The sequence below is a fragment of the Pseudonocardia autotrophica genome (assembly GCF_003945385.1).
GTDB lineage: Bacteria > Actinomycetota > Actinomycetes > Mycobacteriales > Pseudonocardiaceae > Pseudonocardia > Pseudonocardia autotrophica.
In genome coordinates this window covers 6,061,313-6,083,573 of record NZ_AP018920.1, presented here as the reverse complement: position 1 = coordinate 6,083,573, position 22,261 = coordinate 6,061,313, and the positions used below count along the sequence as shown (strand labels likewise).

Below are 22,261 nucleotides of genomic sequence, written 5' to 3'. Positions count from 1 at the left end.
CTCAGTCCGGCATCACGCCGGCGGCCAGCACGGCGCCCAGCTCGCGGCAGGCCGCCCGCGCAGCGGCGTCGGGGGCGCCGGTGACCTCGACCGGCGCGGCCGCCGCGATCCAGCCCATGCCGTCGGCGATCGCGGTGACCGAGCGGGTCGCGCCGGAGGTGTCCGATCCGCCGTGCACCCACAACCCGTACGGCAGACCGCGGGTGTCCTCGCCGCACACGTAGTAGACCTGGTCGAGGAAGTGCTTGAGCGCCCCGGACATGTAGCCGATGTTGGCCGGGGTGCCCAGCAGCACGGCGTCCGCGGCCAGCAGATCGGAGGCGGTCGCGGCGAGCGCTGCCCGGGCGACGGTCCGCACCCCGGTGATCTCCGGATCGGCTGCGCCCGCCCGCACCTGCGCGAGCAGCTCCGCGGTCGCCGGGGACGGCGTGTGGTGCACGATCAGCAGCCGGGCCTCGCTCACCGGCCCAGCATCCCGTCCACCTCGGTGCGCAGCGCGCCCAGCCGTTGCTCGGCCCGCTCCCGGGACGCCGGGACCAGCGCCGGATCGCCGGCCGGCGGTTCGACGACCTCCAGGTAGGCCTTGAGCTTCGGTTCGGTCCCGGACGGCCGGATCACCACCCGGACGCCGTCGCGGCGCAGCCGCAGCACGTCCGGCGCCGGCCGGTCGGTGTCCCAGCCCGGCGGCGGCGCGTCGCGCAGCCGCTGCACCGCACGGTCCCGCTCGGCGGGCTCCATCCGGATCGAGACACCGAGCGTGCGGTGCACGCCGAACGCGGCGGCCAGCTCGTCGAGGCGCTCGGGCACCGACGACCCGGCGGCGGCCAGCCCGCGCACCAGGTCGGCGGCGAGCACCGCAGCGGAGACGCCGTCCTTGTCCCGGACCGCGTCCGGGTCGACGCACAGCCCGATCGCCTCCTCGTACCCGAAGACCAGGCCGTCCCCGGCGCGGACGATCCACTTGAATCCGGTCAGCGTCTCGGCGAACCGGGCGCCGTGCGCGGCCGCGACCCGCGCCAGCATCGACGACGACACCACGGTCGTCGCGACCAGCGGATCCGGGTGGGCACCGGTCCGCAGCAGGTGGTCGGCCAGCAGCACGCCGGTCTCGTCGCCGGAGAGCATCCGCCAGCCGTCGTCGAACCGGACGCCGATCGCGCACCGGTCGGCGTCCGGGTCCAGGGCGACCGCGAGCGCGGCCCCGCTGCCGGCGGCCAGCTCGAGCAGCAGGTCGGTGGCGCCCGGCTCCTCCGGGTTGGGGAAGGCGACCGTCGGGAAGTCCGGATCGGGCCGGGCCTGGGCGGCGACCACGTGCACGTCGTGCACCCCGGTGCGGGCGAGCGCGGCGGTCGCGAGCGCCCCGCCGACGCCGTGCATCGGGGTCAGCGCGATCCGCGGGGCGGCGCCGTGCGGGGTGCGGGGGAGTGTCGCGATCCGGTCCAGGTACGCCTTGGTGACGTCGGAGACGGCGGGCAGCGGCCCCAGCGGGACCGACAGCGCGGCGGGGGCGGCGGTCACGGCGGCCTCGATGCCGGCGTCGTCGGGCGGGACGAGCTGGGAGCCGTCCGCCAGGAAGACCTTGTAGCCGTTGTCGGCGGGCGGATTGTGCGAGGCGGTGATCGCGATCCCGGCGACGGCGCCGAGCTGCCGCACCGCGAACGCGACCAGCGGGGTCGGCACCGGGGGATCGAGCAGCGCCACCTCGAACCCGGCGCCGGTCAGCACCCTCGCGGCGGCCTCGGCGAACGCGGCCGAGCCGTGCCGGGCGTCGCGCCCCACGACGACCGTCCCGGTGCGGCCGCCCGCGCGCAGCCAGCCGGCGAGCCCGGCCGTCGTGCGGGTCACCACGGCCACGTTCATCCCGGCCGGTCCGGCCCGGACCGGTCCGCGCAGGCCCGCGGTGCCGAACCGGAGCGGCCCGGACATCCGGTCGGCCAGCTCGGTGACGGCGCCGGCGGCCGGTGCGCCGCCGGCCAGCGCGGTCGCCAGCAGCCGCTGCAGTTCGGCCCGGGTACCGGGATCCGGGTCGTCGGCGATCCAGCGCAGCGCGGCGTCCCGCAGCTGTGGCGCGATGCCCATCAGACGCGGGCGACGAGCTCGCCCAGCAGCTCACCCATCCGGGTCGCCGCGGCCTGCCCGGCGTCGAGCACCTCCTGGTGGTTCAACGGCTGCCCGGACAGCCCGGCGGCCAGGTTGGTGACCAGCGAGATGCCGCAGACCTCCAGCCCGGCGGCGCGGGCCGCGATCGTCTCCAGCACCGTCGACATCCCGACCAGGTCGGCGCCGAGGCCGCGCAGCATCCGGATCTCGGCCGGGGTCTCGAAGTGCGGGCCGGGCAGGCCGGCGTAGACGCCCTCGATCAGCGACGGATCGAGCTCGCGGGCGGCGGCGCGCAGCCGCGGTGAGTAGGCGTCGGTGAGATCGACGAAGTCGGCGCCGACCAGTGGTGAGCGGGCGAGCAGGTTCAGGTGGTCGGAGATCAGCACCGGTTGCCCGACCGAGAGCCCGTCGGTGATTCCGCCCGCGGCGTTGGTGAGCACCACCGCCGACACACCGGCCGCGGCGGCCGTCCGGATCCCGTGCACCACCGGCTCGACGCCGTGGCCCTCGTAGAGGTGGGTGCGGCCGAGCAGGACCAGCACCCGGCGGCCGCCGATCATCAGCGAACGCACGGTGCCGCCGTGCCCGACCGCGGACGGTGCGACGAACCCGGGGAGCTCGGCCATCGGCAGCTCCGCCTTGGCGGTGCCGAGCACGTCGGCGGCGGGGCGCCAGCCGGAGCCGAGCACGACCGCGACGTCGTGCCGCTCGGTTCCGGTGCGGCGGGCCAGCTCGGCGGCGGCCTCCTGGGCGGCATGCGCGGGGACGGACATGGGCGTCACCCTAATCACCGGGCCGGTTCAGCTCGCGGTGCTCCGGAACCCGGCGGCGATCGCGTCGAACAGCCCGGCGGCGGCGTCCTCGGCCTGGCCGGCGGGGGACGTCAGCTGCAGGACCCACACGCCGTCCGGCCCGCGGCCGGGGATGATCCGCAGCAGCGTGCTGCGCTCCTGCGGACCGGTGGTGGTGGTCATCTCGATCTGGTCGGATCCGTCGGGCTGCGGCTGCACCGGACCGGCGGCGACGTCGTCCACGCCGAGTGCCTCGGGGGTGAGTGCCTCGGCGACCGCAGCGGTCGAGGCGCCGGCCCGCACGGACAGCTCCTGCCTGCCGTCCGGGCTGACGAACCGGACCACCGCGGAGCCGTCACCGGCCGGCGAGCGGTACTGGGTCCAGTCCTGCGGGACGGCGACCGAGAAGCCGAGCGGATCGGGGTGCGCGACCCGCGGGGTGCGCTCGGTGGCGACGGTGATCGTGCTCAACGGCTCCTGCCCGGCCAGCGCACGGACCCCGGCGAACCCGGCGAGCGCGCCGAGCAGCACCAGCAGCGCACCACCGAGCACCAGCGGGATCCCGCCGAGGACGCCGGCGAACCCGGTGCCGCCGGACCGTGCCGGACCGGCCGGGGCCGCTCCCGCCCGGCCCGCTCGGCCGGCCGGGCGCGACGGGCGGGCCGCGGGCCGGTGCTCGGGTGCCGGGGCCGGGACGGGTGCCTGCGGCGCGACCGGAGCGGCCTCGGTGGCGGGCGGCCCGCCGCGGGCGTAGGTGCCGGTGGCGGTCGGCGACGGCGGGCGGTGCGGCACCTGCGGGCCCGACGCGGGCGAGCCGCTCGGCGCCGGGACCCTGGCCATCACGGTCGGGACGTCCGGTGAGCCGGGGAAGATCGGGTCGTCCGGGTCGGCGAGCAGCGGCCGCAGCCGCGCCCGGACCTCGTCCAGCGGCATCCGGGCGGCGGGCTCCTTCATCATCAGCCCGGAGATCACCTCGGCGATCGGGCCGCCCACGGTCGGCACCGGCACCGGGCCGTCGACGACCTCGGTGATGGTCCGCACGGGGTCGCCGTCGACGTCGTAGGGCGGTTTGCCCTCGACGGCGGCGAACAGCGTCGCGCCCAGCCCCCACAGGTCCGCGGCCGGGGTGACCGGCTGGCCGGCGGCGACCTCCGGGGCGATGTAGGCGGGGGAGCCGAGCACCAGGCCTGCCGAGGTCATCGGGGCGTCCGACTCGTTGCGGGCGATGCCGAAGTCGGTGAGCTTGATCCGGCCGTCGTCGGAGATGAGGACGTTGCCGGGCTTGACGTCGCGGTGCGTGATCCCGGCCCGGTGCGCCGCCCGCAGCGCGGCCGCGGTGCCGTAGCCGACGACGCCGGCCTGGGCCCGGTCGAGCCGCCCGGCCTCGGAGATCGCCGCCGCCAGGTTCTTCGACGGGACCAGCTCCATGACGACCAGCGGCTCGTCGCCGCCGGAGTCCAGTACATCGAACACGGTGACGACGTTCGGGTGCGAGAGCCCGGCCAGCGCCCTGGCCTCGCGCATGATCCGTTCGCGCAGCTCGAGCCGCTCGGCGTCCGGGATCCCGTCCGGGATCTTCAGTTCCTTCAGGGCGACCCGGCGCTGCAGGACGTCGTCGAAGCCGGACCACACGGTGCCCATCGCGCCGCTGCCGAGCGGCCCGTCGACGCGGTACCGCCCGGCGATCTGGCGGCGCTGGACATCGCCCTCGGGAACGGTCACGCCCGCGATTGTTCCATCGTCGTGCGCGCGGCCTGCCTGGACACCGACTGTCACAGCCGGTTCCGACTGGTGACGGTGTGTCACCAAGGCAGGTGGTTCCGGTCGCCGGGCGGTGTCCGGTGCGGGACGGACGCCGCTGCGTCACGGCGCGGTGACGGTGCGGATGCGGCGCGGACGCGGGGTTGTTGCGGCCCGGTCCGGAACCACCGATGAACGGCGGAAACGGCCGCTCGTCGTGCTCCCGCCCGCCCGCTCATCAGGTCTGGTGAACCCGTTGGCAGCAGCTCGCCGACCCCTCGCCGCCCCGACCCGTGAACGGCCGATTTCGACTGGAACACCGCCGGACGGGTGAGCACCATGAGTCGTGGTCGGGCACGTCGTGACGCCGTGACGGGCGAGGGCCAGAGGTCCACAGGGCGACGGGGCCCCGACAACCCGGACGAGGAGGACAAGGTGACTGCGCTGCAGACCCGCACCGAGCTCCCCGAGGTGGGCGACCTGCCGGTCGACGACCTCGGCGTCGGCACGGGTCCGGCCTGGCTGGAATCGTGGATGCGGGCGCACAAGGGCGAGATCGTCGGCTGGCGCCGCGCCATCCACGCGCAGCCCGAGCTGGCCCGTCGCGAGCACCGCACCACCGCGCGCATCTCCGAGACCCTGCTGCGCGCCGGCCTCGAGCCGCGCACGCTGGCCGGCGGCACCGGTGTCGTCTGCGACATCGGCCACGGCGGCCCGCTCGTCGCGCTGCGCGCCGACATGGACGCGTTGCCGCTGCAGGAGCAGAGCGGCCTGTCCTTCGCCTCCACCGTGCCCGGCGTGATGCACGCCTGCGGGCACGACGGGCACACCGCGATGCTGCTCGGCGCGGCGCTGGCGCTGAACTCGGCGCCGTCGCTGCCGGGTCGGGTCCGGCTGGTGTTCCAGCCGGCCGAGGAGGTGCAGCCCGGTGGCGCGCTGGACGTCGTCGCCCAGGGCGTGATGTCCGACGTGCAGCGGATCTTCGCGCTGCACTGCGACCCGCGCCTGGAGGTCGGACGGCTGGGCACCCGGGTCGGGCCGATCACCTCGGCCTGCGACCTGATCGAGGTCCGGCTGACCTCGCCGGGCGGACACACCTCGCGCCCGCACCTGACCGCGGACCTGGTCCAGGCGCTCGGCCTGCTGGCCACCCAGGTTCCGCTGCTGCTCACCCGGCACGTGGACCCGCGCTCGGGCACCGTGCTCACCTGGGGCGCGGTGCAGGCGGGCGACGCGGCCAACGCGATCCCGCAGTCCGGGCTGCTGCGCGGCACGCTGCGCACCGCCGACCACGCGACCTGGACCGAACTGGAGGACACACTGCGCGCGCTGGTCGCCGCGGTGCTGGCCCCGACCGGCGTCGGGTACGTGCTGGACCACGTCCGCGGGGTCCCGCCGGTGGTCAACGACGAGATCTCGACCGGGCTGCTGCGCGACGCGGCGGTGACCGTCGGCGGTGAGCCGGCCGACGCGAGCACCGAGCAGTCCTCCGGTGGCGAGGACTTCGCCTGGTATCTGGAGCACTCCCCGGGTGCGATGGCCCGGCTCGGTGTGTGGTCGGGCACCGGCCCCCAGCGCGACATCCACCAGCCGACGTTCGACCTGGACGAGCGGGCGCTGCCGTTCGGCTCCCGGGTGCTGGTGCACGCCGCGCTCGCGGCGCTGGCGAACGCCGCCTGACGGCCGGGGTCCGGGTCAGACGACCGACCGCAGGCGGAGCGTCACCGCGCGCCCGCCACGCCGCGCGGCGTCGTGGGACTCCTCGAGCTGTGCTCGTGCCAGATCGCGCAGTTCCGCCATCTGTGGGGTCACCTCGGCGAGGGTGAGCTCGGTCTCGATGACGTCCAGATCCAGGTTCCACACGTCGGCGAGGATCCGGCGCATCCAGCCGGTCGCGTGGTCCCAGCCCGCACGCGGCGTCCCGGGCGCATAGCCGCCACCGCGCGCCGTCACGAGGAAGGCGGGCCGGCCGGCCAGCGGGGTCTGCCCGGGTGCGAGGCGCGGGTCGCCGATCAGCGTGTCGACCCACGTCTTGAAGTGCTGCGAGACACCGAAGTTGTACAGCGGGACGGCGAACACGAACACGTCGGTGCCGAGGACCTCGTCCGCCAGCTCGCCGGTGGTCCGGACGGCCCGCTCCTGCGCCTCCGAGCGCCCCTCCGCCGGCGCGAACGTGGCGGTCTGCCACACGTCGGCCGGGACCGGGTCGGCGGCGACGTCGCGCCGGATCAGCCGGGTGTCGGCACCGAGCTCCTGCAGGACCGTGCTCTGCAGGGTGTCGGCGACGGCCCGGGTGACGGAGCCGTCGTGCCGGATGCTGGCGTCGAGCCGGAAGAGGGTGCTCATCGGATCCTACTTTCGGTGATGAAGATGGTCTGTAAACAAGATGATCGTACATGAAGACTATCTGGGCGCCAGGGTCCGATCTGTACGATCCGGGGCATGGCGGAGGCGGTGCGCGAGGCGTCGGGCACGGGCGATCTCGGCCGGTCGCTCGGCACGGTGTTGCGCGCCTATCAGCAGTCGGTGCGCGGTCATGTCGACGACCTGCCCGGTGGCCCGCGCGGGTTCCAGGTGTTGTCGATCGCCGCCGGCGGCGCCTGCCACAACCAGGCGACGATCGCGCAGCTGCTCGGGCTCGACCGGACGGTGATGACCTATCTGGTCGACGACCTGGAGAAGCGTGCCCTGGTGGAGCGTCGCCCGGATCCGGCGGACCGCAGGTCGCGGCAGGTGCTGCTCACCACGGCAGGTCGCCGGCTGTTGGACGACGTGTCCGCGCGCATCTCCGCCGTCGAGGAGCAGCTCCTCGCTCCGCTCGACGAGGCGGAGCGCCCGCTGTTCCGCGAGATGGTCGCCCGGATCGCGCAGGCCCGGCCGGTCGACGCCGTGGACTCCTGCGACGGGCCGGACGTGACCTGCTGATCCTCAGTTGCCGGGGGAGGACTTCCGGCTGGGCTTGCTGCGCAGGTCGTTGACGTAGTCGGCGGGTGCGCCCGCCATCTCGGCCGCGTCGGCGAGCACCCCGAGGTAGCGGGCCGACGGCTCACCGCCCTCGTAGGCGTTGAGCACGTAGATCCAGGCGAGGACGCTGCCGTCCAGGGTGGCGACCCGCAGCCGCAGCTTCTTGTGCAGGCCGAGTTCGCCGCCCTCCCAGCGGTCGAGCTGCGCCTCGTCGTGTTCGGGGACGTCGTAGAGCACGACGAAGACCTGCGAGCCCGGCTCCTCCACCACGGTGGAGAGCGCGCCCTCCCAGGTGTAGTCCTCGCCGCCGAACGTCAGCCGCCAGCCCTGGAGCCACCCGGTACCGGCCATCGGCGAGTGCGGGGCGCGCTCCTTCATCTGCTCGGGGTCCATGTTCGACCCGTACGCGGCATACAGAGGCACGGGGGCAGCGTAATGGCTCGGGGTCGGAGGGTGGCCGGGCGCCCCCGCCCCACCCGGCCCGGTGAACCGGACACGCGTACTGTGAGCGTCTGTCGACGCCGGAGGCGCGAGGCCGCCGGCCCACCACCACCGACGTCTCAGGGGGACATCTCGTGACCCGCATCGTCATCATGGGCGGCGGACCTGCCGGATACGAGGCCGCATTGGTCGCGGCGCAGCACGGCAGTGAGGTGACCGTCGTCGAGCGGGACGGGATGGGTGGCGCCTGCGTCGTCTACGACTGCGTCCCGTCCAAGACGTTCATCTCCTCCGCGGCGGTCCGGGTGGACCTGCACCGTGCCGAGGACCTGGGTGTGCTCGTCGACCGGGGCAGCTCGGCGGTCGACCTGCCGGCGGTCAACCAGCGGGTGAAGTCGCTGGCGCTGGCCCAGTCCGCGGACGTGCGCACCCGGCTGGAGAACGAGGGCGTGCGGATCATCGCGGGCACCGCGCAGTTCGACGGCCCCGGCGCGGACCGCGCGACGCACGACGTGACCGCCACCCACACCGACGGCTCCACCGAGCGGCTGGTCGCCGACATCGTGCTGGTCGCGACCGGCGCGACGCCGCGGGTGCTCGACACCGCCCGGCCGGACGGTGACCGGGTGCTGGACTGGCGTCAGCTCTACGACCTCGAGGAGCTCCCCGAGCACCTGGTCGTCGTCGGCTCCGGTGTGACCGGCGCCGAGTTCTGCTCCGCCTACGTGGAGCTGGGCTGCCGGGTCACGCTGGTCTCCAGCCGGGACCGGGTGCTGCCGCACGAGGACGCCGACGCCGCCGCGGTGCTGGAGGAGGTCTTCGCCGAGCGCGGCGTGGAGATCCTCGCGCACGCCCGCGCCGACAAGGTCGAGAACACCGGCGACGGCGTGCTGGTGACGTTGTCCGACGGCCGCACGGTCGAGGGCTCGCACGCCCTGATGACGGTCGGGTCGGTGCCGAACACCGGTGACCTCGGCCTGGAGAAGATCGGCGTCGAGACCGATCGCGGCGGGTTCATCCCGGTCGACAAGGTGTCCCGCACCGCGGAGGCCGGTGTCTACGCGGCGGGCGACTGCACCGGTGTCCTGATGCTCGCGTCGGTGGCGGCCATGCAGGGCCGGATCGCGATGTGGCACGCGCTCGGCGAGGGCGTCGCCCCGATCCGGCTGCGGACGGTCGCGGCGAACGTGTTCACCCGGCCGGAGATCGCGACCGTCGGCATCAGCCAGAACGCGATCGACTCCGGCGAGGTCCCGGCCCGCACGGTGATGCTGCCGCTGTCGACGAACCCGCGGGCGAAGATGCGTGGCCTGCGCCGCGGCTTCGTGAAGCTGTTCTGCCGTCCCGCCTCCGGTGTGGTCATCGGGGGTGTCGTGGTGGCGCCGGTGGCCAGCGAGCTGATCCTGCCGATCGCGATGGCCGTGCAGAACGGGCTGGGTGTCGACGACCTGGCGCACACCTTCTCGGTGTACCCGTCGCTGTCCGGCTCGATCACCGAGGCGGGCCGTCAGCTGATGCAGCACTCCGACCTGGACTGATCCCCGAAGAGCCGGTCGAGCAGGGTCCGTAGCTCGCGCGGGGAGACCGGGGCGAGGGTGACCCACTCCGGCCCGGGGCCCGGTTCGGTGTCGCGGGTCAGCCGGTAGCGCCCGCGGAGCGTGTCGACGACGGTGACGTACCCGGGCAGCCGGGCCGGGTTGCCCCAGCGGTCGGTGCGGACCGCGCACACCTGGGCGTGCCGGGCCGGTCCGCGCAGCACCGACTCCAGCCGCGCCGCCGGCTCGGTGGCCGCGGTGTCCCGGCCGGGCCGGCCGCCGCTGTTGCTGCTGCTGCCGTCGTCGAGCAGCAGCGCCATGTCGGCGGTCGGCATCCCGATCGCGGGGCCGGGGCCCGGAGGGGCATGCGGGAGCACCGACACCGCCGCGTGTGCCGGGGAGCCGGCCGCGGTGACGGTGACGGTGCCGTCGGTGTGCACCGCGAGCACGCCGCCGTCGGCGTTGTCGGCGGCGACGGCGCGCAGCACCGAGCCGAACCGGGCGCGCACCTCAAGCCGGCGCTCGGGCCGGGCCAGCAGGGTGAGCAGGTGCACCAGCCCGGGGGCGGGTCCGTCCGGCCCGGCCAGGCCGCGTCCGCGCAGGGCGGCCACGACGCCGGCGACGCCCCGGGTCCGCTCGTCCGCGCTGCGGCCGGGGGAGGGCACCGACAGCGCGGACGGGGTGGCGCCGAGCCCGAGCCGCTCCCACACGACGTCGAACTCGGCGGCGGAGAGCACGAACCGGGTCGTCCGGTCCTGCTCAGCCACGGTCCCGCCAGCGCTGCTCGGGGCGCAGCACCGCGTCGCCGTCCGCCGGATCGGGCACCGGGGTGTCCGGTGCGGCGGGGCCGGGCCGGTCGGAGAGCAGCCGCCCGGGTGCGGGTTGCCCGACACCGGACGCGGCGAGGTGCGATTGTGCCGCGGTCGAGGCTCCGGCCGGGGGCATCGTCGCGCCGGGTGGCGGGTGGACCGCCGGTGTCGTGACGCCCGGTGCGGTGCCGCCCGGTGCGGTGCCGCCTGGCGCGGTGCCACCCGGCGTGGTGCCACCCGGATCCGCGGGCGCCGATCCGGTCGATCCGGGAGCGCCCGGTCCAGGAGCGACCAGCCCGGGAACACCCGGCGCCGAAGCACCCGGTCCAGGAGCGCCTGAGCCGGGAACGGCCGGCCCGGGAGTGTCTGATCCGGGAGCGCCGAGCTCGGGAGCACCTGGCCATGCAGCTTCCGGCCCGAGAGCGCCCGGCCCTGCAACGCCCGGCCCCGCAACGCCCGGCTCTCCGGTCGCGGGACCCGACGGCCCGGCGGCCGGCCGCCCCGGTACCCGCCGAGACCCGGCGACCCCCCGCCCGGTCTGCTCCCCGGATGCCCGGGTGCGCCCCGGCGGCGCGTCGCCGGACTGCGCCCGCTGCCCGGCGCCATCCGCCGCGACCCGGCGCCCGGTCCCCGCACCCGGCCCCGCGCCGGAACCACCCGCCCGGCCGGCGGATGCCGCCGCCGCCATACCCGAGCCGAGGACGACACCCCCCGCGGACGCCCACCCCGGCCCCGGACCACCGGAACCCGGAGCAGCGCCGCCCCCCGGAGCGCCGCCGGCCGCCGGACCACCACCGGCCGCCGGACCACCGCCGGAACCCGGAGCACCGCCGACCCCCGGAGCACCGCCGACCCCCGGAGCACCGCCGACCCCCGGAGCACCGCCGACCTCCGGAGCACCGCCGGCGCCCGGCACACCGCCGACCTCCGGCGCGGCACCGGCCGACCCCGGAGCCCCGGCTGCGGCCGCCCCCACCTGCCCGCTGTCCACCGGCACGGACGTGAGCCCGGGATCGGCCCCGGTACGGCCGAGGCCGGCGGGTGCACCCGCTCCGCCGAGCCCCCCGATCCCGGCGCCGCCGGAGGCGACCGTCGCGTCCACCTGCGTCACCACCGGGGGCGGGGACCAGCCGGTCCAGTGCGCCCCGGCGGCCCGGCTGTCATCGGTGTAGCGCTGCATCAGCTCGGTGGCCCGGGCTGCCGCGTTCCCGGTCGCGGCGTCCGTCGCGGCCCAGTCGGTCAGGACCGCCGCACCGGCCGGGGCGACCTCCGGCGGGGACGCGGGCGGGGGCGCGGCCATCCGGGCGCGCAGCTCGGCGGCCAATGCGGCCTGCGCGGTGAGCCCGGCGGCGGTCTGCGCCGCGTCGCCGGCCGCGACGCCGACCCATCCGGCGAGTGCGTCGAGTGCCCCGGTGGTCCCGGCGGCGGCGCTCCCGGTCCAGCCGGCCGGGAGTGCCCGCACCCGTTCGGTGAGTTCGCGGTGCACGTCGTCGAGGGCCTCGGCGGCGGTCCGCCACGCCCGCTCGGCCGCCGCCGACGCGGACGGGCCGGGGCCCGCGGCGACCATGGCGTGCAGCTCGGCGTGGCTGATGCCGGCCCAGCGCGGCGCGGTCACCGCGGGGTCCAGGATCGGACGATCGCGGCCTCGGTGCCGGTGTAGTCCCGGCCGGAGCGTGCGACGGCGTCCCGGGCGCGGACGAGCTCGGTGCGCAGCGCGCGGATCCGTTCGATCGCCGCGCCGGGGCCGTCCGCGGAGTGCGTGGCGTACCGGGCGGCCGCGTCCGCACTCACCGGATCGCCCAGCCAGGGCTGGATCCGGCGGGCGTCGGCGTCGAGCAGATCGAGCGCGGTGGCCAGCCGATCCGCGGCACGGTCCAGCGCCGCGACGACGGCCGTGGGCGTCGTCGGGTCGATCCGTAGATCCGGATGGGAGACGGGCACGGGTGGCCTCCGGGACGGCTGGGTGCGATGACGGGCGCACGCTAGCCACGATCGCCGCCGGTCGCGTCCGTCCGGCGAGCGCCGGTCACCATCGCGAACGGCCGGCCGGTGCACCGGCGCCGCGCGGTCCGCGGAACAGGATGAGCAGTGTCAGACCTCCCATCACGACCACACCGACCCACATGGCCTGCTGCCATCCGGCGATGAAGGCCTCCTGCGCGGCCCGCAGGATCTGCTCGCCGTGGCCGCCCGCCTCCCGGCTGACGGCGGTGGCGTTGGCGACGCCCTCGCTCGCCGTCGCGGCGAGATCGGCCGGGACGCCGTCGAGGCGCCCGCCGATGGCGCTCTGGTAGCCGGCGACGAGCAGCCCGCCCAGGAGCGCGATGCCGAGAGCAGCGCCGAGCTCGCGAGTGAGGTCGTTGAGCGCGGAGGCCACACCCTGCTGATCGCGGGGAAGCGCGGAGGTGATCGCCTCGGTCGACGGGGTCATCGCCAGCCCCGCGCCGAGCCCCATGGCCATCAGACCGGGAAGCACCGTGAGGTAGCCACCGGACACCGACACGAGTGACGCCATCAGGGCGAGCCCGGTCCCGGCGACGGTGAGCCCGGTGACCATTGTCGCGCGCGCGCCGATGCGTGCGGCGAGGTGTGGCGCGAGGCCGGAGGCGAGCATCATCAGCAGCGCCATCGGCATCAGCGCGAGCGTGGAGAGCAGACCGCTCCAGCCGAGCACCACCTGGAAGAACGGGTAGAGGACCAGGGACGTCCCACCCTGTACCCCGAACAGGACCAGCAGCAGCGTGCTGCCCGAGGACAGCCCGCGGGTGCGGAAGTGCCGGATGTCGAGCAGCGGGAACGGCGTGCGCAGCTCCCGGGTGACGAACCCGGCCGTCGCGAGCACGGCCATCGTGAGGGTGGCGACGATGAGCGGGTCACCCCAGCCGAGCGCGGGCGCCTCGTGCAGCGCGAACGTGAAGCCGACGGCGGCGACGACCGACGCCAGCGCCCCGGGCAGGTCGAAGCGGCCCGGAGCCGGCTCGCGGGAGTTCGGGACGGCCCGGACGCCGATCGCCAGTGCTGCGATCGTGAGGCCGATCGGCAGCGCGAACAGCCACCGCCAGGAGGCGATGTCGACCAGTAGCGCGGACAGGTACATGCCGAGGATGCCGCCGCCGCCCGCGACCGCGGTCCACATCCCGATCGCCCTGGAGCGTTCCTCGTCCGGGAACGACGAGGTGATCACCGACAGGGTGACGGGCATGATCATCGCCGCGCCGACCCCGCTGAGCAGCCGGGCCACGAGCATCACCTCGGTGGCCGGGGCGACGGCCGCGGCGACGTTCGCGAGTCCGAACACCACCAGCCCGGTGATCAGGACCGGTCGGCGCCCTCATCGGTCGCCCGCGGCACCGAGCGGGAGCAGGAGGGCGGCGAGGGTCAGGGTGTAGGTGTTGATGATCCACAGCACCTCGCCCTGAGAGGCACCGAAGGTGGTGGACAGCTGGGGCTGGGCGACGTTGAGTCCGGAGACGGAGGCGACGACGGCCATCAGCGCGATGCCCACCGCCCAGAGGATCGCGCGGCGGTGCCGCGGATCGTCGATCAGCGTCGCGGTCCGGTCCGTACCGGACACCTGGGGGGACGACATGGCTCACCGGTTCTCTCAGGATCGGGTCACCACCCGGCGGTGACCGGGTGGTGATGCGGGTGCGGGGCCGGCGGGTCAGGGATTGCGGTGGGCACGCACGACGACGTCGTGCAGCTCCACCGGGCGGCCGCCGGGGTGGACGGTGCGGGTCGTCTCGTAGCCGGCGTCGATTCGCCACTCCGGTTCGGTGAACAGCGCCGCGATCCCGGTCCGGTCGGCGGTGGCCTCCCCGGGGTGGTGGTGACCGTGCCCGCCGTGCAGGTGCCCGATGACGAGCAGCGTGCCGCCCGGCGCGACCCAGGAGCCGATCCGCCGGTAGAACGCGAGCTGCCCGGAATCCGGGTGGGCGTAGCTGGTGACCACGAGATCCCAGGTCCGGCCGGGAGCCCAGCCGGTCAGATCGGCCTCGATCCAGTCCACCCGGCCCGCCAGGCCCGCCTGCTCGGCGCGATCGGCGGCGGCGGACAGCGCGGTCGCGGAGATGTCGGCGCCGGTGACCCGCCAGCCCTGCTCGGCCAGCCAGAGCGCCTCGGTCCCGGTGCCGCATCCGGCGTCCAGAGCGGTTCCGACGGTCAGGCGCCGGGTCTCGGCCGGGAGGTAGGGGCTGACCGGCAGGCTCCGGCCGCCGGCCTCGGCGGCCGGAGCCCAGTGCTTCTCCCAGTAGGCCTTGTCGAACGTGTGCATCGCGAACCCTCCGATGTCGTGCCGTGTCTCCGTACCGGGATCAGGTTGACCTCCGTCCGGCCGAACTGGCAAAGAATCTTGCCGAATGGCAAAGTTGCCGGCGTGAACGAGCCGATCGACCAGACCCTGGACACCGTCGGGCCACGCCTGAAGCACCTGCGGCTGCACCGCGAGGTCACTCTGACCCGGCTCGCCGACGAGACCGGGATATCCGCCAGCACGCTGTCCCGGCTGGAATCCGGGCTCCGGCGGCCGACGCTGGAACAGTTGCTGCCACTCGCCCGCTACTACGGCGTCACCATCGACTCCCTCGTCGACGCTCCCCGCACCGCCGATCCCCGGCTCGACCTGCGGCCGATGGCGTGCAGCGACGGGTCGGTCATCATCCCGCTCACCCGGCGCCCCGGAGGTATCCAGGCGTACAAGTTCGTGCTGCCCACCGGCAGCGACGACACGCTGCCCGATCCGCGATCACACGAGGGCTACGACTGGGCGTACGTCCTCAACGGCACCTTGCGTCTCGTCCTCGGAGATCAGGACCTGCTCCTGCGGGCAGGCGAGGCGGTGGAGTTCGACACCCGCACCCCGCACTGGTTCGGTGCGACCTCGAGCGGGCCCGTGGAGTACCTCAGCCTGATCGGGCGCCAGGGTGAACGGGCGCACATCCGGGCCGTCACCGATCCGCACGACCACATCGTCCACTGAACACGCGCCATACACGACGACACCCCCGTGCGTGCCGGTCGCGATCCGGCACGCACGGGGGTGCGTCTGTGGCTATGCCGCGGCGACCGCGTGACGGTCGCCGGTGTCGACGGGCCGGCACCCGCTCAGCGGGCACGGTGGTGGGGCCCAGGCCGTGGCGGTGAACGCGGGGACGAGCCCCGCGAACGGCCAGCGGCCCGCGAACCGCTGCAGGTACCAGTAGACGAACAGATGGTCCGGTTCCGCGGGGTCGACGACGAACTGCGGTCGGCCTCCCAGGTCGTCCACCCAGGCGGCGTAGGCGTTCGCGACCTGCCCCGGCGGACGGGCGGACCGCCGGGTGAGGAGCCAGTCCTCGGCCCGGCTGCGCCAGTTCTCCAGCGCTGCCGGATGCAGCGTGGCCCCCGGGAGTTCGCGGAGGTTCGCGGTGAATGTGCCGATCACGATCCCGCCCGCGCCGTACGCGGTCGAGATCAGGCTGAGCAGGGAGTGCGGGCCCGGGATCGGGCCATCGGTGTGGACGTGCGTCGTCACGTATGACGACGCCTGCGAGACAAGGGGCATGACGGATCCTGTGCGTCGTTGGAGCTGGTGACGGCTCACGGCGCGGGACTGGCCTGCGTGGTGAGCGGATCCGCGGCGCGGTACTCCGCGTGGCGGGGTGTCCGGGCCCCGTGGATCGGGCACACGGGTCGGCTGTTGAGTTGTCGGCCGCGGGCACCTGTGCGGTGTGCGCGGTGCAACGACGCTAGAGCCGCGCCGGGTGCCCGGTCAACGCGCTTCCCAGGGACCGGGATCGGTGCGCAGCAACCCCAGGACGAGCACGTCGACCCGGGCGCCGTCGACCTCCCACGCCTCGCGCATCCGTCCCTCGTGGACGAAGCCGAGTGCGGCCGCGACCGCCGCCGAGGTGTGGTTCGGCTCGGCGTGGTGGTAGGTGATCCGGTGCAGGCCGAGCCCGCCGAACCCGAACCGGACGACGGCGCCGACCGCGGTGCGGGCCAGCCCCCGCCCGCGGGCGGGGGGCAGGGTCCAGCAGCGCACCTCGGCGGTGCCGTGCGCCAGGTCGAGCTGCTCCAGGGTGACCTCGCCGAGCATCTCGCCGGTGGTCGGCTCGGCGACCGACCAGGCGTACCGGGTGCCGCGGGCCCAGCCCTCGATCCGGTCCGCGACGTGCGCGGTGACGGTGGCGTCGAAGTCCGGGCCGGCCGGGTCCGGCCGGTTGCGCCAGCGCCGGATCTCCGGATCCCTGGCGGACGCGGCGACGGCCGGGCGGTCGTCCACCCGGTCGTCGTGCCGCGGGCCGCGCAGGTACCAGGCCCCGGCGTTGATCTCGACGGGGTCCAGGGTGATCAGTCCTTGATCTCGCAGATCACGGTGCCCTGCGACACCGAGGCACCCTGCTCGGCGGTGAGCCCGGTGACGGTGCCGTCCTTCGACGCGGTGACCGGGTTCTCCATCTTCATCGCCTCCAGCACGACGATCAGGTCGCCCGCCGAGACCGTGTCGCCGTCGGAGACCGCGACCTTGATGATCGTGCCCTGCATCGGCGCGGTGACGGCGTCGCCGGAGACCTTCGCGCCGCCGCCCTTGCCCGTCCGCTTGCGGGGTGCCGCCGCCGTGCGCCCGGCCGATCCGCCGCCACCGCCCAGTGCGAGATCACCGGGCAGCGAGACCTCCAGCCGGCGGCCGCCGACCTCGACGACGACGGTCTGCCGCTCGCCGGACTCGTCGTCGGCCCCGGCGCCGCCCTCGAACGGCGGCACCGTGTTGTCCCACTCGGTCTCGATCCACCGGGTGTGCACGGCGAAGTCCTCGACGGACTCGGCGGTGAAGGCCGGATCGGCGGCGACCAGCCGGTGGAACTCCAGCACCGTGGCCATGCCCTCGACCCGGAACTCGTCCAGCGCGCGGCGGGCCCGCTCCAGGGCCTGCCTGCGGTCGGTGCCGGTGACGATCAGCTTCGCCAGCAGCGAGTCGAACTGTCCGCCGATCACCGAGCCGTCCTCGACACCGGCGTCCACCCGGACACCGGGGCCTGCGGGGTACCAGATCCGCTCGACGGTGCCGGGCGCCGGGAGGAAGTTGCGGCCTGCGTCCTCGCCGTTGATCCGGAACTCGATCGTGTGCCCGCGCGGCGCCGGGTCGTCGGTGATCTCGAGCTCGAGGCCCTCGGCGATCCGGAACATCTGCCGGACCAGGTCGATCCCGGTGGTCTCCTCGGAGACCGGGTGCTCGACCTGCAGCCGGGTGTTCACCTCCAGGAAGGTGATCATCCCGTCCTCGCCGATCAGGAACTCGACGGTGCCGGCGCCGTAGTAGCCGGCCTCCTTGCAGATCGCCTTGGACGCCTCGTACAGGGTCGTCCGCTGCTCATCGGTGAGGAACGGCGCGGGGGCCTCCTCGACGAGCTTCTGGAAGCGGCGCTGCAACGAGCAGTCCCGGGTCCCGACGACGACGACGTTGCCGTGCTGGTCGGCCAGCACCTGGGTCTCGACGTGCCGGGGCCGGTCCAGGTAGCGCTCGACGAAGCACTCGCCCCGACCGAACGCCGAGGTGGCCTCGCGGACCGCCGAGTCGTACAGCTCGGCGACCTCGGACCGCTCGCGGGCGACCTTCATCCCGCGGCCGCCGCCGCCGAACGCGGCCTTGATCGCGACCGGCAGGCCGAACTCGTCGGCGAAGGCGAGCACCTCGTCGGCGCCGGAGACCGGGTCCTTCGTGCCCGGGACCAGCGGTGCCCCGGCGCGGGTGGCGATGTGCCGGGCGGTGACCTTGTCGCCGAGGTCGCGGATCGACTGCGGCGACGGCCCGATCCAGGTGATTCCGGCGTCGATCACGGCCTGGGCGAAGTCGGCGTTCTCGGACAGGAAGCCGTAGCCGGGGTGGATGGCGTCGGCGCCGGCCTGCTTCGCGGCACCGATCACCTTGTCGATGTCGAGGTAGGACTCGGCGGCGGTGGAGCCGCCCAGCGCGAAGGCCTCGTCCGCGAGACGGACGAACATGGCGTCGCGGTCCGGTTCGGCGTAGACGGCGACGCTCGCCAGACCCGCGTCCTTCGCGGCTCGGATCACACGAACGGCGATCTCGCCGCGGTTGGCGACGAGCACCTTGCGCAGTGCGGGCACGGTACGAACTCCTCGGGTCGCAGGCGCCGGCCCGATGCTCCGGCGCTGGGTTACCGGCGAGTGTAAGAGCCGGATCCCGAATCATTCCGTGTGGAGACTGTGGTGAAGGCAACTCACGCCCGACGGTGTGGTCCCTGACGTCGTCGTGAACGGCCCGGAGGTGAGTCGGGCCACGCCACGGGTCCGTGCCGCCCGGCCCGTCCCCGCAACTCCACACCCCCCAGTGGTGGAGTTGCGGGGACCGCCGAGCCCCGACCCCCCGGGGTAGTCCGTGCCGCGCTCAGCCGCGCCCGTCGAGGGCGACGGCCCGCTGGGCGGCCAGCTCCTCGGCGAACGCGGGCTCCGCGGCGAGCATCGCGCCGAGCCCGAACGCGCCGACGCTCAGCGCCGCTGCGGAGGGCCCGCTCGCCACCCAGTCCGGGTGCATCGACGGAGAGAGTTCGGGATGCTGCTCCCGCACCCGGCGCAGCGCCTCGTCGCCGGCGCGGGTGCGCACCGGCATCCGCGCGCCGAGCAGGAGCGTCACCGTGGCCATGGCCATGGTCACGAGCAGCAGCGCTCCGATCGGGCGCGCGTTCGTCGCGCCCACCAGGACCCGGACCAGGCCCAGCGCGGCGACCAGCCCCGGCAGTACGGCCGCCGAGCGGAGCCGGTCCCGCTCGGACGCGCCGAGCAGCAGCCCGGCCGATTCGAGCCGCCGGGCGATCCGCGCCAGCTCGGCGGCGACCGCGGCGTGCGTGCGCAGGCTGCGGCCCGGGATGAGCCGGTGCGCCGAGCGGTGGATCGCCCGCTGCAGCCCGGTCGCCGACCGGGTCAGCGGGCCACCGGCCCGGACCTGGCCCGGGGTCCGGCAGGAGGTGACGACGGTGCCGTCGACGTGCATCGCCGACAGCGCCGCGTACACCGCCAGGTGCGGGCCGCCGTTGAGATGCGCGACATCCTCCGGGCGGCCGTCGATCGTGGTCACCCCGGCCGGGTCACCGGCGACCACACGGGCGCGGTACCAGCAGACCAGCGCCGTCACGACGACGGCGAGCAGCAGGTAACCCGCCAGGAAGGTGGTGGGGCTGACACCCCAGGTCTCGCCGGTGAGGTTCGTACCCATTCCGGCCTCCCCGTGCAGGTCCGCGCGCTTCGTCGTTCGAAGTAGTGTGCGCCCGCTCACGAGGAGACCCGCCTGATTTCACAGAGACTTGAGGTTCACCGGAGCGAACGGCGGAGACCCGATCGGGTGGACTCCGCCGTTCGGTCCAGTGCAGTCCTACGCAGCCCTGCGCGGCCCTGGATCAGCCGGTCGCCGCCCGCACCTGCCGCTTGATCCGGGCCAGCATCGCCGCGATCCCGCGCAGCCGCAGCGGGCTCACCGCCTCGGCCAGGCCGAGATCGGTGTAGAAGTCGTCCGGGACCGCCAGCACGGCATCGGCCGGCTGCCCGTCCAACCCGGTGTGCATGATCGACGCGAAACCGCGGGTGGTCGGTGCCTCCGGCGGTGCCGAGAAGAACAGGTGCACCGGCCGGTCACCGCCCTCGGCGACCTCGACGGCGAGGAACAACGGGGACTGGCACTCGTGCACCTGCTCCATCGAGTCCGCGGCGTCGGCGTACCGGTCGGGCAGCTCGGGCAGCTCCCGGGAGAGCTCCAGCAGCAGCTGCAGCCGATCCTTGGGGCCGAGCGCGGCGAAGTCGTCGACCAGCTCGGCGAGTGCCGGTGGGAGGCTCACCCGCGCTCCTCGCCCTGCGCGATCGGAACCCGCACAGCGTTGCCCCACTCGGTCCAGCTGCCGTCGTAGTTGCGGACCCGATCGAAGCCCAGCAGGTAGGTCAGCACGAACCAGGTGTGGCTGGAGCGCTCACCGATCCGGCAGTAGGCGACGACGTCGTCGGACGGCGCGAGGCCCTGCTCCTGCTCGTAGATGGCGGCCAGTTCGGCACGCGACTTGAAGGAGCCGTCCTCGGCGGCGGCACGGGCCCACGGGACGCTCGCGGCACCCGGGATGTGCCCGCCGCGGACCGCGCCCTCCTGCGGGTAGTCCGGCATGTGCAGCTTCTCGCCGGTGTACTCCGGCAGCGAGCGCACGTCGACCAGCGCCCCACCGCCGCTCGACACGAGCCCGAGGTGATCCAGCACGTCCTCCTTGAACGCCCGGATGCCCGCGTCGTCGCGCTCGACGACCGGGTAGTCGGCCCGGGCCGGGGTGGGCGTGTCGGTGACCATCTCGCGGCCCTCGGCGACCCACTTGGAGCGCCCGCCGTCGAGCAGTCGCACGTCGGCGTGGCCGAACAGCGAGAACACCCACAGCGCGTAGGCGGCCCACCAGTTGTTCCGGTCGCCGTAGACGACGATCGTGGTGTCCCGGCCGATGCCGCGCTCGGACATGATCTCGGCGAACCGGGTGCCGTCGACGTAGTCCCGGGTGACCGGGTCGTTCAGCTCGGTGTGCCAGTCGACCTTCACCGCGCCCGGGATGTGCCCGGTGTCGTAGAGCAGCACGTCCTCGTCGGACTCCACGACGACCAGCCCCGGGTCCTCGAGGTGGTCGGCCAGCCACGAGGTGGTGACCAGGCGCTCCGGGTGCGCGTACTCGGCGAGCTTGGGATCGGGGTCGTTCGTGACAGCCATGGCGGGAGGGTAACCGCGCCCCCTGACACCCACACGCGGGCTCAGACACCGAAATCGGAGTCGTCCCCCTCGGGCCGCGGGCCGTGGATCGTCCGGTCCTCCGGGGCGATCGGCAGATCGTTGATGCTGGCCTCGCGCCTGCGCATGAGGCCGTTCTCCGCGAACTCCCAGTTCTCGTTGCCGTAGCTGCGCCACCACTGCCCGTCGGCGTCGCGGGACTCGTACCGGAAGCGCACCGCGATCCGGTTCCCGCCGAACACCCACAGCGACTTGCGCAGCGCGTAGTCGTGCTCGCGCTCCCACTTCGCGGTCAGGAACGCGACGACCTCGTCGCGGCCGGTCAGCCAGGTGTCGCGATTACGCCAGACGGTGTCCGGGGTGTAGGCCTGCGCCACCTTGTGCGGGTCGCGGGTGTTCCACGCGGCCTCGGCGGCGAGCACCTTCTTCCAGGCCGTCGCCTCGTCGAACGGCGGGAACGGGGGACGGGAACCGTCACTCACTCAGGACTCCTTGCGCCACAGGTCGACCACGCTCACGCCGATCCCGCCGAGCAGCCGGCGGACCAGCGGGAGGCTGATCCCGATCACGTTCGACGGATCGCCGTCGATGCCGTCGATGAACCAGGCGCCGAACCCGTCGAGGGTGAAGGCGCCCGCCACCTTCAGCGGCTCGCCGGTGCCGAGATAGGCCGCCAGCTCCTCGGGGTCCGGCTCGGCGAACCGGACCGCGGTCACCGCGTGTCCCTCCGCCTCCTTCGCGACCGCACCGCCGACGAGCCGCAGCACCGCGTGCCCGGTGAGCAGCTCACCGGTCCGGCCGGCCATCGCCAGCCAGCGGTGGCGCGCATCGTCGGTGTCGCGGGGCTTGCCGACCAGGTCGCCGTCGAGGAGCAGCATCGAGTCGCAGCCGATCACCAGCGCGTCCGGGTGCTCGCCGGCGATCCGTTCCGCGACCGCCGCCGCCTTCGCCGCGGCCAGCAGGGTGACCTTGCGGGCGGGGTCGGCGTCCGGGTGGGCGGCCAGCAGGGCGTCCTCGTCGACGTCGGAGACCTCGACGAGCGGGTCGGCGCCTGCGGCGCGGAGTACACCGAGCCGGGCGGGGGAGGCGGAGGCGAGAACCAGGCGCACGCGCGGGACGCTACCGGGTGGTGATCGG

Annotated in this window: 23 protein-coding genes and 1 pseudogene; 4 read left to right on the top strand and 20 right to left on the bottom strand. The window is 74.5% G+C overall.

All coding sequences use genetic code 11. The features are described from left to right. Window position 1: 1 nt before the first annotated feature. Genes Pdca_RS28175 through Pdca_RS28160 form a run of 4 tightly spaced genes read right to left on the bottom strand, consistent with a single transcriptional unit; the run spans window position 2 to window position 4,613 of the window. On the bottom strand, window positions 2–463 hold the full coding sequence (locus tag Pdca_RS28175; RefSeq protein ID WP_085914839.1) for a flavodoxin family protein: 462 nt from the start codon (window positions 461–463) through the stop codon (window positions 2–4). Beyond that, on the bottom strand, window positions 460–2,079 hold the full coding sequence (locus Pdca_RS28170; protein ID WP_085914838.1) for a phospho-sugar mutase: 1,620 nt from the start codon (window positions 2,077–2,079) through the stop codon (window positions 460–462). Before Pdca_RS28170 ends, Pdca_RS28175 begins: the two co-directional genes overlap by 4 nt. Further along, on the bottom strand, window positions 2,079–2,873 hold the full coding sequence (locus tag Pdca_RS28165; protein ID WP_085914837.1) for a purine-nucleoside phosphorylase: 795 nt from the start codon (window positions 2,871–2,873) through the stop codon (window positions 2,079–2,081). Before Pdca_RS28165 ends, Pdca_RS28170 begins: the two co-directional genes overlap by 1 nt. Window positions 2,874–2,900: 27 nt before the next feature. Further along, window positions 2,901–4,613: a serine/threonine-protein kinase gene (locus Pdca_RS28160; RefSeq protein WP_232021249.1), complete on the bottom strand. Its 1,713-nt coding sequence runs from the start codon at window positions 4,611–4,613 to the stop codon at window positions 2,901–2,903. Window positions 4,614–5,066: 453 nt separating this feature from the next. On the opposite strand from Pdca_RS28160, the gene Pdca_RS28155 reads away from it, so the two are divergent. Next, entirely contained in the window at window positions 5,067–6,311 is a 1,245-nt protein-coding gene (locus Pdca_RS28155) for an amidohydrolase (RefSeq protein WP_232021248.1), read from the top strand. A 15-nt stretch (window positions 6,312–6,326) separates the two neighbouring features. Here the strand turns inward: Pdca_RS28155 and Pdca_RS28150 are convergent, their stop codons facing one another. After that, window positions 6,327–6,977: an FMN-dependent NADH-azoreductase gene (locus Pdca_RS28150; protein WP_085914835.1), complete on the bottom strand. Its 651-nt coding sequence runs from the start codon at window positions 6,975–6,977 to the stop codon at window positions 6,327–6,329. A 96-nt stretch (window positions 6,978–7,073) separates the two neighbouring features. On the opposite strand from Pdca_RS28150, the gene Pdca_RS28145 reads away from it, so the two are divergent. Then, window positions 7,074–7,556, top strand: coding sequence for a MarR family winged helix-turn-helix transcriptional regulator (locus Pdca_RS28145; RefSeq protein WP_085914834.1), 483 nt, complete (start codon window positions 7,074–7,076; stop codon window positions 7,554–7,556). A gap of 3 nt (window positions 7,557–7,559) precedes the next feature. Here the strand turns inward: Pdca_RS28145 and Pdca_RS28140 are convergent, their stop codons facing one another. Continuing rightward, window positions 7,560–8,018 carry a gamma-glutamylcyclotransferase family protein gene (locus Pdca_RS28140; protein WP_085914833.1) on the bottom strand — a complete coding sequence of 153 codons (459 nt, stop codon included), beginning with the start codon at window positions 8,016–8,018 and terminating at the stop codon, window positions 7,560–7,562. 152 nt (window positions 8,019–8,170) lie between these two features. Here Pdca_RS28140 and Pdca_RS28135 point away from each other — a divergent pair, with 152 nt between their 5' ends. Further along, entirely contained in the window at window positions 8,171–9,574 is a 1,404-nt protein-coding gene (locus Pdca_RS28135) for an NAD(P)H-quinone dehydrogenase (protein WP_085914832.1), read from the top strand. On the opposite strand, the gene Pdca_RS35840 is transcribed toward Pdca_RS28135, so the two are convergent. From Pdca_RS35840 to Pdca_RS28110, 6 genes and pseudogenes are all read right to left on the bottom strand, one after another. Then, the gene (locus tag Pdca_RS35840; protein ID WP_158092259.1) at window positions 9,544–10,338 is read right to left on the bottom strand and encodes an ESX secretion-associated protein EspG; all 795 of its coding nucleotides are present in this window, start codon (window positions 10,336–10,338) and stop codon (window positions 9,544–9,546) included. The genes Pdca_RS28135 and Pdca_RS35840 overlap by 31 nt on opposite strands. After that, window positions 10,331–11,995: a hypothetical protein gene (locus Pdca_RS37660; RefSeq protein WP_176604120.1), complete on the bottom strand. Its 1,665-nt coding sequence runs from the start codon at window positions 11,993–11,995 to the stop codon at window positions 10,331–10,333. The genes Pdca_RS35840 and Pdca_RS37660 overlap by 8 nt, the downstream gene beginning before the upstream one ends. Beyond that, window positions 11,992–12,321, bottom strand: a complete 330-nt coding sequence (locus Pdca_RS28120; RefSeq protein ID WP_085914830.1) for a DUF2046 domain-containing protein — start codon at window positions 12,319–12,321, stop codon at window positions 11,992–11,994. Before Pdca_RS28120 ends, Pdca_RS37660 begins: the two co-directional genes overlap by 4 nt. An 85-nt stretch (window positions 12,322–12,406) precedes the next feature. Then, window positions 12,407–13,699: pseudogene (locus tag Pdca_RS28115) on the bottom strand (MFS transporter); the annotation flags it as partial. A gap of 12 nt (window positions 13,700–13,711) precedes the next feature. Continuing rightward, window positions 13,712–13,969, bottom strand: a complete 258-nt coding sequence (locus tag Pdca_RS37195) for a hypothetical protein (RefSeq protein ID WP_232021246.1) — start codon at window positions 13,967–13,969, stop codon at window positions 13,712–13,714. A gap of 75 nt (window positions 13,970–14,044) precedes the next feature. Next, a complete protein-coding gene (locus tag Pdca_RS28110) occupies window positions 14,045–14,653 on the bottom strand; it encodes an SAM-dependent methyltransferase (protein ID WP_085914829.1) in 609 nt (202 codons plus the stop codon). Window positions 14,654–14,755: 102 nt separating this feature from the next. On the opposite strand from Pdca_RS28110, the gene Pdca_RS28105 reads away from it, so the two are divergent. After that, the gene (locus Pdca_RS28105; protein ID WP_085914828.1) at window positions 14,756–15,358 is read left to right on the top strand and encodes a helix-turn-helix domain-containing protein; all 603 of its coding nucleotides are present in this window, start codon (window positions 14,756–14,758) and stop codon (window positions 15,356–15,358) included. Window positions 15,359–15,430: 72 nt separating this feature from the next. On the opposite strand, the gene Pdca_RS28100 is transcribed toward Pdca_RS28105, so the two are convergent. From Pdca_RS28100 to Pdca_RS28065, 8 genes are all read right to left on the bottom strand, one after another. After that, entirely contained in the window at window positions 15,431–15,922 is a 492-nt protein-coding gene (locus Pdca_RS28100; RefSeq protein ID WP_085914827.1) for a hypothetical protein, read from the bottom strand. Between the two features lie 207 nt (window positions 15,923–16,129). Next, window positions 16,130–16,642 carry a GNAT family N-acetyltransferase gene (locus Pdca_RS28095; RefSeq protein WP_232021245.1) on the bottom strand — a complete coding sequence of 171 codons (513 nt, stop codon included), beginning with the start codon at window positions 16,640–16,642 and terminating at the stop codon, window positions 16,130–16,132. 68 nt (window positions 16,643–16,710) lie between these two features. Beyond that, window positions 16,711–18,486: an acetyl/propionyl/methylcrotonyl-CoA carboxylase subunit alpha gene (locus tag Pdca_RS28090; protein WP_085914826.1), complete on the bottom strand. Its 1,776-nt coding sequence runs from the start codon at window positions 18,484–18,486 to the stop codon at window positions 16,711–16,713. Between the two features lie 280 nt (window positions 18,487–18,766). Beyond that, complete coding sequence (locus tag Pdca_RS28085) at window positions 18,767–19,591, bottom strand: TIGR04222 domain-containing membrane protein (RefSeq protein WP_085914825.1); 825 nt, start codon at window positions 19,589–19,591, stop codon at window positions 18,767–18,769. A gap of 181 nt (window positions 19,592–19,772) precedes the next feature. Beyond that, on the bottom strand, window positions 19,773–20,207 hold the full coding sequence (locus Pdca_RS28080) for a SufE family protein (RefSeq protein ID WP_085914824.1): 435 nt from the start codon (window positions 20,205–20,207) through the stop codon (window positions 19,773–19,775). After that, the gene (locus Pdca_RS28075) at window positions 20,204–21,106 is read right to left on the bottom strand and encodes a sulfurtransferase (RefSeq protein ID WP_085914823.1); all 903 of its coding nucleotides are present in this window, start codon (window positions 21,104–21,106) and stop codon (window positions 20,204–20,206) included. Before Pdca_RS28075 ends, Pdca_RS28080 begins: the two co-directional genes overlap by 4 nt. A 41-nt stretch (window positions 21,107–21,147) precedes the next feature. Further along, window positions 21,148–21,606 (bottom strand): nuclear transport factor 2 family protein, encoded by a 459-nt coding sequence (locus Pdca_RS28070; protein ID WP_085914822.1) that lies wholly within the window; start codon window positions 21,604–21,606, stop codon window positions 21,148–21,150. Further along, entirely contained in the window at window positions 21,607–22,233 is a 627-nt protein-coding gene (locus Pdca_RS28065) for a Maf family protein (protein ID WP_085914821.1), read from the bottom strand. Between the last annotated feature and the right edge of the window lie 28 nt (window positions 22,234–22,261).